Source organism: Streptomyces sp. 5K101 (genome assembly GCF_046506645.1).
Taxonomy (GTDB): Bacteria; Actinomycetota; Actinomycetes; order Streptomycetales; family Streptomycetaceae; genus Streptomyces.
Genome location: NZ_JBKFFO010000013.1, coordinates 1 through 13,635, shown reverse-complemented (window position 1 = coordinate 13,635; position 13,635 = coordinate 1). Strand labels below are relative to the sequence as shown.

Genomic DNA, 13,635 nt, shown 5'->3' with positions numbered 1-13,635 from the left:
AGGCTGCCATGAGTGACGCACTCCGGAACAGCCGCACTCCGCACCACTGGATCGACGCGGACGCCGGTCCGGTGGTCCGCCCGTACGCCATGACGCGCGGCCGCACCGCGCACGACAGCGGCCACCGGCTCGATCTGATCGCCCTGGTCGTGCCGGATGCGTCCGCCGCCGACCCACGCCACGACCAGACGCTGTCCCCGGAGCATGTCGAGATCGTCGAACGCTGCGGCGGCGCACCCCAGTCGATCGCCGAGCTCGCCGCGGGTCTTGACCTGCCCGTGGGCGTCGTCCGGGTCCTCGTCGGCGACCTCGTCGACGACGAACTCGTCCACGTAACCCGTCCCGTACCCCCGGCCGAACTGCCGGACGTCAGCATTCTGCGCGAGGTGATCAATGGCCTTCGGGCGCTCTAGCCGCCGAGGGGCACCGCCGGAGCCGGTGACTCTGAAGATCCTGGTGGCGGGCGGCTTCGGCGTCGGCAAGACCACCCTGGTCGGCGCGGTCAGCGAGATCAGACCCCTGCGCACCGAGGAGACGCTCAGCGAGGCGGGGCGCCCCGTCGACGACCTCTCCGGTGTGGAGGGCAAGGCGACGACCACGGTCGCCATGGACTTCGGGCGGATCGCCCTGCGCGAGGACCTGGTGCTCTACCTCTTCGGCACCCCCGGCCAGAACCGCTTCTGGTTCCTGTGGGACGAGTTGGCACAGGGCGCGCTCGGGGCGGTGGTCCTCGCCGACACCCGCCGCCTGGAGGACTGCTTCGCCGCCGTCGACTACTTCGAGCGCCGGGACATCCCCTTCGCCGTCGCGGTCAACTGCTTCGAGGGGGCGAACCGGTACCCCGCCGAGACCGTACGGGCGGCACTGGACCTCGACCCCGAGGTCCCGGTGCTCATCGGCGACGCCCGCGAACGCGAGTCGGTCAAGGAGATCCTGGTGGCCGTCGTGGAACACGCGCTGGTCCGCGCGAACCACGCCCGCGAGCCCGCCACCACCTGACGCCACGCGCACGGGCACGGCCCGTACCCCCACCGACAGGGATACGGGCCGTGCGCCTCCAGGGCGCCCCGCGGCGGTCCACCACGGCGGTCTCGGCTACTCCGGGTGGTCCGCGGCCGGGATCTCAGCTGCCGTGGTGGTTCGCCGCCGCCCTCCCAGCTGCCGTGGTGGTCCCCCGTCGCCTCAGCTCCCGCCGGGCTCCTCCTCCCAGCCGAAGCTCTTCTCCACCGCCTTGCGCCAGTTGTGGTACTCGCGCTCGCGCACCTCGGGCTCCATCCGCGGCGACCACTCGACGTCGCGCTGCCAGTGGGCCTTCAGTTCGTCCAGGTCCGACCAGACACCGGTCGCGAGCCCGGCGGCGTACGCGGCGCCCAGACACGTCGTCTCGGAGACCTTCGGCCGGATCACGGGCACGGCCAGCACGTCGGCCTGGTGCTGCATCAGCAGGTTGTTGGCGGTCATGCCGCCGTCGACCTTCAGCGTGGTGATGCGCACCCCGGAGTCCTGGTACATCGCGTCGACGACCTCACGCGTCTGCCAGCTCGTCGCCTCCAGCACGGCCCGCGCCAGATGCGCCTTGGTGACGTACCGGGTGAGACCGGTGATCACCCCGCGCGCGTCCGCGCGCCAATAGGGGGCGTAGAGACCGGAGAAGGCCGGCACGATGTACGCGCCGCCGTTGTCCTCGACGCTCGCGGCCAGTGTCTCGATCTCGCCGGCCGACCGGATGATCCCGAGCTGGTCGCGGAACCACTGGACCAGCGCTCCGGTGATCGCGATCGATCCCTCCAGGCAGTACACCGGGTTCTCGTCACCGATCTTGTAGCCGAGCGTGGTGATCAGCCCGCTCTTCGAGGGCACGGGTCGGTTCCCGGTGTTGAGCAGCAGGAAGCTCCCGGTGCCGTACGTGTTCTTGGCCGTGCCCGTGTCGTAGCACGCCTGGCCGAAGACGGCGGCCTGCTGGTCGCCGAGGGCGGAGGCCACCGGGACGCCGGAGAGCTGGCCCACGGCCGTGCCGTACACCTCGGCGGACGACCGGATCTCCGGGAGGATCACCTCGGGCACGTTCATCGCCGACAAAATGGCCGGGTCCCAGCGCAGAGTCTGAAGGTCCATCAGCATGGTCCGCGAGGCGTTGGTGACGTCGGTGACGTGGACGCCGCCGTCGGGGCCGCCGGTGAGGTTCCAGATCAGCCAGGAGTCGATCGTGCCGAAGGCGATCTCGCCGCGCTCGGCCCGTGCGCGCAGCCCCGGCACGTTGTCCAGCAGCCAGGCGGCCTTCGGCCCGGAGAAGTAGCTGGCGAGCGGCAGGCCGGTGGTGTCGCGGAAGCGGTCCTGGCCGTCCGCGCCGCCGAGTTCGCGGCAGAGCGCGGCCGTACGGGTGTCCTGCCAGACGATCGCGTGGTGCACGGGCTTGCCGGTCGCCCGGTCCCACAGGACCGTCGTCTCGCGCTGGTTGGTGATGCCGAGGGCGCTGAGCCGGTCGGCCCGCAGCCCCGCCTTGGCGAGGGCGCCCGCGACGACGGCCTGCACCTTGGACCAGATCTCGGTGGCGTCGTGCTCCACCCAGCCGGGCCGGGGGAAGATCTGGCGGTGCTCGCGCTGGTCGACGGCGACGATCTCGCCGTGCTGGTTGAACACGATGCAGCGGCTGGACGTGGTGCCCTGGTCGATAGCGGCGACGAACCTGTCGGTCATGACGTCCCCTTACGTCCCCTTGTCGAAGCGGCCCCGAGGCCGCGAGGCATGCGGCTAGAAGGCCGCGTTGAAGATCAGACCCGCGAGCAGCCCGCCGATGAGGGGCCCGGCGACGGGCACCCAGGAGTAACCCCAGTCCGACGTCCCCTTGTTGGGGATCGGCAGCAGGGCGTGCACGATGCGCGGACCGAGGTCGCGGGCGGGGTTGACGGCGTATCCGGTGGGCCCGCCGAGGGACAGGCCGATGCCGACGACCAGGAGCGACACCAGCAGGATGGAGATGCCCGATCCGTAGATGCCGGCGTCCTGGCCCGGGATCTGGCCCACTCCGATCCCGTCGTTCTTGGCGAAGGCGAGAATCGGCAGCACCAGGCCGAGCGTGGCGATGATCTCGGTGACGAGGTTGGCGGCCGGTTTGCGGATCTCGGGGCCGGTGGAGAAGATCCCGAGTGTCGGCTGGGCGGTCTTGATGTCGGCGTTCGCCTGGAACTGCGCGTAGTAGACGAGATAGGCGAGTACGGCTCCGATGATCGCGCCCACCATCTGCGCGGCGATGTAGAGCGGCACCTTGCCCCACTCGCCGGTGTCGACGGCGACGCCCACGGTCACGGCCGGATTGAGGTGCCCGCCGGACAGGGGCGCCGCGGTGTACGCGCCCGCCAGCACCGCGAAGCCCCAGCCGAAGGCGATGACGACCCACCCGGCAGCCCTGGCCTTCGAGTGGTGCAGCGTGACGGCGGCGCAGACGCCCGCGCCGAAGAGAATGAGGACCGCGGTGCCGATGACCTCACCGAGGAATATGTCTCCGTTGCTCATGGCGGCTCCTTTGCCCTGGCCCGGGGCCCCGGCCCCGGTTCTCCGTGCAGGGTGCGTGCGCCATGGCGTGCCATGGCTGCGGACCCGGAGGCAGGGGAGTCCCGGCCCCCGCCCGGCGTCCGGACGAGCGTGGTGAGCGTGCCGACGTGCGGCGATGCCGACGAGAAGGCAGCTTTCCCCTGCCGTGATGGGGCGTCAAGGTCGCTGACAGCACGCACAGTTCACGGCGGGTGCTGGACACGGCGGCCGGGAACGTCAAGAAGCCGGGCGGTGCCGGTAACGCCGTGTCCCCGGGGCGGCCGGCCCGTACACACCGATCGCGAGCCGCGTCAGGGTGCCCGGTGCCCCGCGACCGAGCGCCGCGCCACCGGGAAGTCGAAGTACGTGTCCGGGAACGGTTCCGGCTTGTACGTGAAGTGCCACCACTCCTCCGGCAGGTTCACGAACCCCTGCGCCCCCAGCGTCCCCTTCAGCAGCTGCCGGTTGGCGCGCTGGGCCGCGCTGATCCGTGGGTCGTCGGTGTGGGACAACGTGTCGAAACAGTCGTAACCGGTACCCATGTCTACCGAGTTGTCCGGAAAGCGCTCCGAACTGGGTGCGTAGCACGCCGTCAACGGCTCACCCGGCACGTAATCCCGTGTCGGCTCGGCAGGCAGCTTCACGATCGTCAGGTCCACCGTGCTGCCACGGCTGTGCCCGGACTTCTCCGCGATGTAACCGTCCGCGAACAGACGCGACTTGTCGACCCGTGGATAGAACTCCTGCTTCATCGCCTCGTCGTCGAGGTCCTTCGCCCAGCGCACGAAGTGGTCGACGGCCCGCTGCGGCCGGTAGCAGTCGTACACCTTCAGCGAGTACCCCTGCCGCAGCAGCTGTGACTGCGCCCGGCCCAGCGCCTCGGCGGCCGGCCTGGTCAGGATGCACAGCGGCTGCCGGTACCCGTCGACGGGCTCGCCGACGAAGTTGTGCTCCGTCGTGTAGCGCATCTCCTGGATGATCGTCGGCGCGACGGTGCGCAGCGACACGAACTCCCGCGGTGCCTTCGGTTCGGGGGCCGCCCCGGCGACGGGGGTGGCCGCCGATACGGCGAGCAGCCCGGCGGCGGCCACGGTCAGGGCGCGGAAAGCGGAACCAAGTCGAGTCATGCGCACACCGTTTATCACCTCCCGCCCCGGCGGGAAAGGGTGATCGGATACAGTCCGCCCGTGCCCCAGGACTCCCACTGCGGCCACTGCGGAGCGCCGTACGGCTCCCCAGCCGGCCGGCTCCGCACCTGTTCCGCCTGCGGCGAGACCGCCTACCGCAACCCCCTCCCGGTGGCCGTCGCACTGCTGCCCGCCCACGACGAGCGGGGCACGGGACTCGTGGTCATCACCCGCACCATCGAACCCGCCCGCGGCGGCACCGCGCTGCCCGGCGGCTTCATCGACCACGCCGAGGACTGGCGGCACGCCGTCGTGCGCGAACTGGCCGAGGAGACGGGCATCGAGGCGCCGCAGCACGAGGTGCGCCTCGCCGACGCCCTCAGCTCGCCCGCCGGGCACCTGCTGCTCTTCGGGCTGCTGCCCGCCCGCCCCGCCGCCGCGCTGCCACCGCCCCGGCCCACCGACGAGACGGACGGCTGGCACCTGCTGCGCGGCCCCGAGGAGCTGGCCTTCCCGCTCCACACGATCGCGGCACGCAACTGGTTCACGGGCGCGTACGCACAGCGCTGATCGGCGCCCGTCAGCGAGCTCGCGCGCCCGTCAACCGAGCCCGGGCACCCCTCAGCCCGGTCCGCGCGCCCCCGTCAGCCGAGTCCGCGCGACCCGTCAGCCGAGCCCACGCACCCGCACCGGGCCGTCCACCGCCACGCGCCCCTCGTCCGTGACCCGCTCCACCACCACACGGCCCTCCACCAGACGCGTCGCGTACCGCTCGATCTCCGAGAGCGCCCAGCCGGCACCCGTGTCGCGCACCACCAGTCCGCCACCCTTGCGCCCCGCCGCCGGCGCCCACACCTCCAACTCCACCCGGCCGTCCTCCCCCTGCACCGGGAGCACCGTTCCCGCCCGCGCCAGCACGGGGATCCGTGAGACGGGCGCATCCACCAGCACCTGAGCCGGGCCCTCGTACGCGCGTTCCGTCGCCGTGTCGTACCAGCGCCCGCGGGGCAGCCGCACCGCCCGCCGGTCCGAGCCCGGCTCCAGCACCGGCGCGACCAGCAGCGAATCGCCCAGCAGGAACGCGTCCTCGCAGTCCCGCAGCATCCGGTCCTCCGGGCAGCCCCACCACAGCGGACGGACGTACGGCGCGCCGGTCAGCCGCGCCAGATGCGCCAGTCCCAGCAGATACGGCCGCAGCCGCTCCCGCTCCCGCAGCGCCGCCCGCGCGTGCGCCAGCACCTCCGGCCCGAACCCCCAGGGCTCCGCACCCGTCTCCCCGGTACGCAGCAGCGGGAGGTACGCGCCCAGTTGGAGCCGCCGCAGGTACAGCTCCGCCGACATGCCGGCCCCCGCTCCCGCCGCCGCCCCCGCGAACGGCACCCCGCACACACCGAGCCCCAGGACCAGCGCCAACGAGGCACGCAGCCCCGGCCACGCGTCGGGCACCGGCCCGGCCCACACCCCGCCGTACCGCTGCACCCCCGTCCAGCCCGAGCCGGAGACGAGGAACGGCCGCTCGTCGGGGCGCAGTCGGCACAGCGCCTCGTACGCGGCGCGCGTCATCGCCAGACCGCCCACGTTGTGCGCCTCCCGATGGTCACCGCCACGGCCCTCCAGCATGTGCCGCGCCGAACGCGGCAGCGCCAGGGCACCGAACAGCGACTCCGCCCACGGCACATCCGCCGCGTGCCACATCCCCGAGAAGCCCTGGTCCAGCAACTCCCCGTACAGCTCTCCCCACCACGCCCGGATCCGCGGATCCGTGAAGTCGGGATGCACACGCTCGCCCGAGGCCGCCGCCCCGCGCACTACGGCGCCCCGCGCGTCCCGCACGAACGCCCCCGCGCGCGCCCCGGCCTCGTACACCTCGGCATCCTCCCGCGCCGCGACGGCCGGGCCGACGACGCGGACCAGCCGCACCCCGTCCTCCCGCAGGTCCTTCGCCAGCGCGGGCAGCTCGGGGAACCGCGCCTCGTCCACGCCGAACGACCCCACCGCGTCCTCGGGGGGCGTCCGTCGGAACCAGCCGCCTCCCGCCGGCCCCGCCGGAAGCCCCTCGCTCCCGCCGACATGCACCACCGACAACGGCAGGCCCCGCTGCCGGTAGCCGGACACCAGACGCCGCACCGTCTGCTCGTCGTCCGCCCCGGCACCCGCGTGCTGAAGCCCGAGCGCCCACGCAGGCGGCAGCGCGGGCGCACCCGTGAGCTGCACGAAACCCCGCAGAACACGAGCCGGAGTACCCACCAGCACCCAACTCCGCAGCGGCCCGCCGTCCATCCTCAGCTCGACGGCTCCCTGCCGGTCGTGCCCCGAGCCCGCCCCCTCCTCGCCCTCCCGCACCATGACCCTGCCGTCCCACGACGTGTCGTGGAACGCCAGATGCGTCCCCGCGTCGGCGACCACCATCTGCACCGGCATCGTGATGTGCGGAGCATCCCCCTCCGGACCTGCGGCTCCGCCGTTCCACAGCCGGTACGTGCCCCCACGCAGCCGAAGGCCCGTCCCCCGGCCGCCCAGACCGAACGTGCGCGCGTCGGCGCCCACCTCGCAGCGCTGCACCCAGCGCGCCGGACCGCCGCCGACCGGCTCCCACCAGCGCGGCGGCAGATCACGACGCAGCACCACGCCGCCGGGGGTGCGGATCTCCACGGCCCCGTGCCGCGACACCTCGACCGTCACCCGCTCCGACACCACCCGCCAGCCGCCGTCCTTGTCCGGCTCGAAAGCGGCCCGCGGATCGGGCTCCGGAGGCGGCCCGGCCAGCCCGTACGAGGGCAGCGGCTCGGCACCGTCCCAGCCCCGGAACACCGCCCCGCCCGTCGCGACCACGATGCGCAGCTCGGAACGGGCGAACCGGACGACCCCGCCGCCCGGCAGCGCCTCCGCCCCCTGTGCCGCCCCCGGCACTCTGGCCCGCTCCGCACTCCTGGACGACAGCTCCCGATCGTCCGCCCGGCCGCGCCGCCACGCGGAGCGCGCCGCCCGCAACGCCTGAACCGAGCCGACATTCCTCACCGAGCGCACCAGGTCACGACCGTCCATGCAGCTCACCCTGCCACCCGGCCGGCGAATCAGGGGTCCTGTTCAACTGTCGTTCACCCGTGGGCAGAGCACATATTCGCCCTCCCGACCATGGGCGGAGAGCCCTGGTGCGAAAGACGATCACGTGGCATCGTCCCTGTGAGCCCGCGTCCGCGCACACCCCGCCCGCCCGCGGGCCGCGCAGACGCCGCGCACCGACCGCGTAGAGAAAGCCCGGGAGCCGACCCATGACCTCAGCAGCGAACGCCGCCCCGCTCTGGCAGCCCGACGCCGACCGCATCGCGGCCGCCCGCGTCACCCACTTCCAGTCCTGGGCCGCCGAGCGCTACGGAGCACCGGCCGAGGGCGGCTACCCCGCGCTGCACCGCTGGTCCGTGGCGGAGCTCGAGACGTTCTGGCAGGCCGTCGCCGACTGGTTCGACATCCGCTTCTCCACCCCCTACGAGCGCGTGCTGGGCGATCGGACCATGCCCGGCGCCCAGTGGTTCCCCGGCGCCACGCTCAACTACGCGGAACACGCCCTGCGCACTGGGGAAGACCCGGCCCGGGCACACGACGCCGCACTGCTTCATGTGGACGAGACACATGAGCCCACGCCCTACACCTGGGCCGAGCTCCGCCGCGAGGTCGGCGCACTCGCCGCCGAACTGCGCGCCCTCGGCGTACGTCCCGGCGACCGCGTCAGCGGATACCTGCCCAACATCCCCCAGGCCGTCACCGCACTGCTCGCCACCGCCGCCGTCGGCGCCGTCTGGACTTCCTGCGCCCCCGACTTCGGCGCCCGCAGCGTCCTCGACCGCTTCCAGCAGGTCGAACCGGTCGTCCTCTTCACCGTCGACGGCTACCGCTACGGCGGCAAGGAGCACGACCGCCGTGCCACCGTCGCCGAACTCCGCCGCGAACTCCCCACCCTGCGCGCCGTCGTCCACATCCCCCTGCTCGGCACCGAGGCCCCCGAAGGCGCGCTCGACTGGTCCGCCGTCACCGCAGGCGACGCCGAGCCGGTCTTCGAGCAGGTCCCCTTCGACCACCCGCTGTGGGTCCTCTACTCCTCCGGCACCACCGGCCTGCCCAAGGCCATCGTCCAGTCCCAGGGCGGCATCCTGCTCGAACACTTCAAGCAGCTCGGCCTCCACTGCGACCTCGGCCCCGGCGACCGCTTCTTCTGGTACACCTCCACCGGCTGGATGATGTGGAACTTCCTCGTCTCCGGCCTCCTCACCGGCACCACCGTCGTCCTGTACGACGGCAGCCCCGGCCACCCGACCACCGGCGCCCAGTGGAGCGTCGCCGAACGCACCGGCGCCACCCTCTTCGGCACCTCCGCCGCCTACGTCATGGCCTGCGCCAAGGCCGGCGTCCACCCCGCCCGCGACCACGACCTCTCCACGATCACCTGCGTCGCCACCACCGGATCCCCCCTGCCGCCCGACGGCTTCCGCTGGCTCCACGACGAAGTCGCCGACGACCTCTGGATCGCCTCCGTCAGCGGCGGCACCGACGTCTGCAGCTGCTTCGCCGGCGCCGTCCCCACGCTCCCCGTCCACATCGGCGAGCTCCAGGCCGCCTGCCTCGGCACGGACCTCCAGTCCTGGGACCCCCAGGGCAAGCCGCTCATCGGCGAAGTCGGCGAACTCGTCGTCACCAACCCCATGCCCTCCATGCCCATCCGCTTCTGGAACGACCCCGACGGCAGCCGCTACCGCGACAGCTACTTCGAGATGTACCCGGGCGTCTGGCGGCACGGCGACTGGATCACCATCAACGAATCCGGCTCCGTCGTCATCCACGGCCGCTCCGACTCCACCCTCAACCGCCAGGGTGTACGGATGGGGTCCGCCGACATCTACGAGGCGGTCGAACGCCTCCCCGAGATCCGCGAATCCCTCGTCATCGGCCTGGAGGAACCGGACGGCGGCTACTGGATGCCCCTGTTCGTCCACCTCGCCGAAGGCGCCGTACTCGACGACGCCCTCAAGGACCGCATCAAGCGGACCATCCGCGAACAGCTCTCCCCGCGCCACGTCCCCGACGACATCATCGAGGTCCCCGGCGTACCGCACACCCTCACCGGCAAGCGCATCGAGGTCCCCGTCAAACGTCTCCTCCAGGGCACGGCGCTCGACAAGGCCGTCAACCCCGGATCCGTCGACAACCTCGAACTCCTGCGCTTCTACGAGGACCTGGCCCGCACCCGCAGGTAGCCCCCGGCCCCGGACGCCGCCCGAGCGCGGCGTCCGGGGCGACCGGCCGCCGTTGTCAGTGCCACCACCTACCGTGAATGAGCAGTGACCAACAGCGCTCAGGGGGAACCAGCATGGCGCACACCAGCAGGTCCAAGCGGCCCGGCACCCACGCATCGATGCGGCGCACCCTGCGCCGAGAAGTCCCCAGCACCGTCGGCATCCTCGCCGACGTCCGGGACTTCACCGCGATGCGCCGCTACCGCAGCTTCACCTTCGACGACCACACCACCTATCTCCGCCAGTCCGAACAGCTCCTGAAGACGCTCGCGACCCGGCAGCTGCACACCACGGTCGCGCTCTTCGACCCGGAGGAATTCGCGGAGTTCTGCACCGGGACCGGCCTCGACGCCGACACCCCCGAGGCCCGCAGCCGCTTCACCGCCGAGCTCACCGGCCGCGGCCCCACCGTCCCCTACACCGGACAGCCACTGGCCGAGCTGCTGCCCCGGCTCATCGACCAGGCCGTCCGCCACGCCACCTGGCAGTACGCGACCCTGCTCCTCGCCGATCTCGGCACCTGCGCCGACTGCGGCCAGGACATCGGACGCTCCGCATTCGACCGGGCGTCCCGGATCCTCATGAGACTCCTCGAAGTCGCCGGACCGGGCACCCACCACCTCGTGTGCAGCGTGCCCGGCCCCGACGAGCAGCTCCTCGGCGTGCTCCACGCCCACGGCTCCGCCACGGCCACCGCCGAGATCGACGCCGACGAGGGCGCCGAGTTCGTCACCGTCCTCGCTGCCGGAATCGCCCTGGAAACCACCGGCGGAGTCGTCCTGCGCACCAGCCGCCCCGGCAGCCCCGACCACCTCCACGGCTGGCGCCTCGACCACGGCCGGCTGATCCCGCTCACCGCGGGCGAGGTCTTCAGCGCCTACTGCACCGACGCGGCCACCGGCGAACCGCTGTCGCCCGAGCCCGGCGTCGAGTACTGCGCAGGATTCCCCGTCACCACCGACGACCCGGACATCCACCACTGACCGGCCATCCCTCACCGAACGGCGAAGGGGGCCTCCCGCACCCCGCGGAAAGCCCCCTCCCACAGCACCCGCCGACGACTACTCGCCGGACAGCACCGCCTGCGCGGCCAGCCGCGCCTCCTCGGCGGTGTCGGCGGCACGCGCCGCGGCCGCGGCACGCTCGCACTGCGCCAGCGTGTACTTGGCCAGCGTCGCGCGCACATAAGGAATGGACGCCGCACCCATCGACAGCGACGTGACACCCAGACCCGTCAGCACACACGCGAGCAGCGGATCGGAGGCCGCCTCACCGCACACACCACAGCTCTTGGCCTCGGCCTTGGCGGCCTCGGCGGCCAGCGCCACCAGGTCCAGCAGCGCCGGCTGCCACGGATCCTGCAGCCTCGACACCGCCCCCACCTGACGGTCGGCGGCGAACGTGTACTGAGCGAGGTCGTTGGTCCCCAGTGAAAGGAACTCCACCTCCTGCAGGATCGCGCGCGCCCGCAGCGCGGCGGACGGGATCTCCACCATCGCGCCGAACTTGGCCTGCAGACCCGCCTCTCGGCACGCGTCCGCGAACGCCTTCGCGTCCGTACGGTCCGCGACCATCGGCGCCATGACCTCCAGGTACACGGGCAGGCCCTGCGCCGCCTTCGACAGCGCGGACAGCTGCGTCCGCAGCACCTCCGGATGGTCCAGCAGCGAGCGCAGCCCGCGGACACCGAGAGCCGGGTTCGGCTCGTCGGCCGGCGTCAGGAAGTCGAGCGGCTTGTCGGCACCCGCATCGAGGACGCGCACCACGACCCGGCCCTCGGGAAACGCCTCCAGCACCTGGCGGTACGCCTGGACCTGCTTCTCCTCGGACGGCGCCCGCTTGCTGTCGTCGAGGAAGAGGAACTCGGTACGGAACAGCCCGACGCCCTCGGCGCCGGCATCCACCGCCGCCGGCACGTCCGCAGGGCCGCCCACGTTCGCCAGCAGCGGCACCTTGTGCCCGTCCGACGTCGCGCCCGGACCGCTCGACGCCGCCAGCGCGGCCTTGCGCTCGGCCGCGGCCCGCTCCATCTCGGCCCGCTTCTCGGCGCTCGGCTCGACGAAGATCTCTCCCGTGCTGCCGTCCACCGCGATCAGCGTGCCCTCGGCCAGCTCACCCGCACCCGGCAGAGCCACGACCGCGGGGACACCGAGCGCCCGCGCCAGGATCGCGCTGTGGCTCGTGGGACCGCCCTCCTCGGTCACGAAGCCGAGCACGAGCGCCGGGTCAAGCAGCGCTGTGTCGGCCGGCGCCAGATCGCGTGCGAGCAGGACGTACGGCTCGTCGCTGTCCGGGACACCCGGCATCGGCACCCCGAGCAGCCGAGCCACGATCCGGTTCCGCACGTCGTCCAGGTCCGCGACCCGTCCGGCCAGGTACTCCCCGGCACCCGCCAGCAGGGCCCGGTACGCGGCGAAAGCGTCGTACACGGCACGCTCCGCCGTGCTGCCCACGGCGATGCGGCGCTCCACGTCCGCCATCAGCTCGGGGTCCTGCGCCATCATGGCCTGGGCCTCGAGCACGGCCTGCGCCTCGCCGCCGGCGAGGTTGCCCCGGGCGATCAGATCGGCGGCCACGGCCTCGACGGCCTTCCGTGCCCGCCCCTGCTCGCGCTCCGCGTCCTCCGCCGGTATCTGCTTGGCCGGCGGCTCGAGAACCGCCGTGCCCATGTGCCGCACTTCGCCGATCGCCACCCCGTGGCTCACGCCGACGCCTCGCAGCGTTGTCTCCATGTCACCCGTCTCCGATTGAGCGACGGTCCGTGCCGCCGCGGTCGATGTGGAAAACGCCGTCACCGGCGTGCGGCGGTCACTGCCAGCCGAAGAGGCTGTCGCCGGCCTTCACGTCGCCGTCCTCACGGAGGTCCGAGAGGGAGTCGGGGGTGGCCTCGAGCGCCACGATCGGACAGATCGGCGACTTCCCGGCCGCCTCTACCGCCGCCGGGTCCCACCGGACCACGGCCTGTCCGCGCTGCACGGTGTCGCCCTTGCTGACGAGCAACTCGAAGCCCTCACCGTTGAGCTGCACGGTGTCGATGCCGAGATGCGTCAGCACGCCGTGCCCCTCTTCATCGACGACGACGAACGCGTGCGGGTGGAGAGAGACGACGATGCCCGCGACGGGGGAGACCACTTCTGTGGCCCCGGGCTCGGGATCGATCGCAGTCCCAGGGCCGACCATCGCGCCGGAGAATACGGGGTCGGGCACGGCCGCGAGCCCGATGGCCCGTCCGGCGAGAGGGGACGTCACTGTAGTCATGGAGCCTCCCAGGGCGGGGATTTCGTGCTGCGTCGTCACTGCTTGTACCCGACGACGCACTGTTCAGCAGGGTATGTCATGCGAAGTCCTAGTTCCGCCTGACAGCTGCTAGTTGACGGACCTAGGGGAGCACCGCAAACGATTTGCCTCGACTGCGGCCGAGCTGTACTGTCGTACCCCTGCCTGACCCCAACGCGACGTTGAGTCGGGGGTCGGCAGCGCTATCAAGCCGAGATCCTAACTGGTCTAAACCACTGCTGGGTGGTGGTCAGAAGGAGTAAGAAAGCCTGATAGTGTTGGAAACACCGAAGGGAAGCGCCCGGAGGAAAGCCCGACGAGGGTGAGTACAAAGGAAGCGTCCGTTCCTTGAGAACTCAACAGCGTGCCAAAAATCAACGCCAGATATGTTGATACCCCGTCCATCTCCGGAT

12 protein-coding genes are annotated in these 13,635 nt (G+C 72.0%); 5 read left to right on the top strand and 7 right to left on the bottom strand.

The genetic code is table 11. From position 1 onward, the window contains the following. The first annotated feature begins 8 nt into the window (after window positions 1–8). Entirely contained in the window at window positions 9–413 is a 405-nt protein-coding gene (locus ACLB9X_RS23900; RefSeq protein WP_410362440.1) for a DUF742 domain-containing protein, read from the top strand. Continuing rightward, entirely contained in the window at window positions 394–999 is a 606-nt protein-coding gene (locus tag ACLB9X_RS23895; protein ID WP_410362439.1) for a GTP-binding protein, read from the top strand. The genes ACLB9X_RS23900 and ACLB9X_RS23895 overlap by 20 nt, the downstream gene beginning before the upstream one ends. 183 nt (window positions 1,000–1,182) lie before the next feature. On the opposite strand, the gene glpK is transcribed toward ACLB9X_RS23895, so the two are convergent. The 3 genes from glpK to ACLB9X_RS23880 all read right to left on the bottom strand — a co-directional run bounded on the left by glpK (window position 1,183) and on the right by ACLB9X_RS23880 (window position 4,658). Further along, window positions 1,183–2,697, bottom strand: a complete 1,515-nt coding sequence (glpK, locus tag ACLB9X_RS23890; RefSeq protein ID WP_410362438.1) for a glycerol kinase GlpK — start codon at window positions 2,695–2,697, stop codon at window positions 1,183–1,185. Between the two features lie 54 nt (window positions 2,698–2,751). After that, window positions 2,752–3,513, bottom strand: coding sequence for an MIP/aquaporin family protein (locus ACLB9X_RS23885; protein ID WP_410362437.1), 762 nt, complete (start codon window positions 3,511–3,513; stop codon window positions 2,752–2,754). Between the two features lie 329 nt (window positions 3,514–3,842). Continuing rightward, window positions 3,843–4,658: a M15 family metallopeptidase gene (locus ACLB9X_RS23880; protein ID WP_410362436.1), complete on the bottom strand. Its 816-nt coding sequence runs from the start codon at window positions 4,656–4,658 to the stop codon at window positions 3,843–3,845. Between the two features lie 39 nt (window positions 4,659–4,697). Between ACLB9X_RS23880 and ACLB9X_RS23875 the strand changes: the two genes are divergently transcribed. Then, complete coding sequence (locus ACLB9X_RS23875) at window positions 4,698–5,228, top strand: NUDIX domain-containing protein (protein WP_410362435.1); 531 nt, start codon at window positions 4,698–4,700, stop codon at window positions 5,226–5,228. 96 nt (window positions 5,229–5,324) lie between these two features. Here the strand turns inward: ACLB9X_RS23875 and ACLB9X_RS23870 are convergent, their stop codons facing one another. After that, window positions 5,325–7,703, bottom strand: coding sequence for a TIM-barrel domain-containing protein (locus tag ACLB9X_RS23870; RefSeq protein WP_410362434.1), 2,379 nt, complete (start codon window positions 7,701–7,703; stop codon window positions 5,325–5,327). A gap of 227 nt (window positions 7,704–7,930) precedes the next feature. Between ACLB9X_RS23870 and ACLB9X_RS23865 the strand changes: the two genes are divergently transcribed. Continuing rightward, complete coding sequence (locus ACLB9X_RS23865; RefSeq protein WP_410362433.1) at window positions 7,931–9,907, top strand: acetoacetate--CoA ligase; 1,977 nt, start codon at window positions 7,931–7,933, stop codon at window positions 9,905–9,907. Window positions 9,908–10,020: 113 nt separating this feature from the next. Then, complete coding sequence (locus ACLB9X_RS23860; RefSeq protein WP_410362432.1) at window positions 10,021–10,929, top strand: hypothetical protein; 909 nt, start codon at window positions 10,021–10,023, stop codon at window positions 10,927–10,929. Between the two features lie 78 nt (window positions 10,930–11,007). On the opposite strand, the gene ptsP is transcribed toward ACLB9X_RS23860, so the two are convergent. From ptsP to ACLB9X_RS23845, 3 genes are all read right to left on the bottom strand, one after another. Continuing rightward, entirely contained in the window at window positions 11,008–12,678 is a 1,671-nt protein-coding gene (gene ptsP / locus ACLB9X_RS23855) for a phosphoenolpyruvate--protein phosphotransferase (RefSeq protein ID WP_410362431.1), read from the bottom strand. A 76-nt stretch (window positions 12,679–12,754) separates the two neighbouring features. Further along, window positions 12,755–13,204 carry a PTS glucose transporter subunit IIA gene (locus tag ACLB9X_RS23850; RefSeq protein ID WP_410362430.1) on the bottom strand — a complete coding sequence of 150 codons (450 nt, stop codon included), beginning with the start codon at window positions 13,202–13,204 and terminating at the stop codon, window positions 12,755–12,757. 246 nt (window positions 13,205–13,450) lie between these two features. Then, on the bottom strand, window positions 13,451–13,635 hold a 185-nt coding region (locus tag ACLB9X_RS23845), incomplete at its 5' end, for a hypothetical protein (protein WP_410362429.1).

Bases quoted from the DNA above. Each gene is read 5' to 3' on its own strand.
- ACLB9X_RS23885 (WP_410362437.1), bottom strand. From the start codon at position 3,513: ATGAGCAACGGAGACATATTCCTCGGTGAGGTCATCGGCACCGCGGTC.
- ACLB9X_RS23870 (WP_410362434.1), bottom strand. From the start codon at position 7,703: ATGGACGGTCGTGACCTGGTGCGCTCGGTGAGGAATGTCGGCTCGGTT.
- ACLB9X_RS23880 (WP_410362436.1), bottom strand. From the start codon at position 4,658: ATGACTCGACTTGGTTCCGCTTTCCGCGCCCTGACCGTGGCCGCCGCC.
- ptsP (WP_410362431.1), bottom strand. From the start codon at position 12,678: ATGGAGACAACGCTGCGAGGCGTCGGCGTGAGCCACGGGGTGGCGATC.
- ACLB9X_RS23895 (WP_410362439.1), top strand. From the start codon at position 394: ATGGCCTTCGGGCGCTCTAGCCGCCGAGGGGCACCGCCGGAGCCGGTG.
- glpK (WP_410362438.1), bottom strand. From the start codon at position 2,697: ATGACCGACAGGTTCGTCGCCGCTATCGACCAGGGCACCACGTCCAGC.
- ACLB9X_RS23900 (WP_410362440.1), top strand. From the start codon at position 9: ATGAGTGACGCACTCCGGAACAGCCGCACTCCGCACCACTGGATCGAC.
- ACLB9X_RS23850 (WP_410362430.1), bottom strand. From the start codon at position 13,204: ATGACTACAGTGACGTCCCCTCTCGCCGGACGGGCCATCGGGCTCGCG.
- ACLB9X_RS23865 (WP_410362433.1), top strand. From the start codon at position 7,931: ATGACCTCAGCAGCGAACGCCGCCCCGCTCTGGCAGCCCGACGCCGAC.
- ACLB9X_RS23860 (WP_410362432.1), top strand. From the start codon at position 10,021: ATGGCGCACACCAGCAGGTCCAAGCGGCCCGGCACCCACGCATCGATG.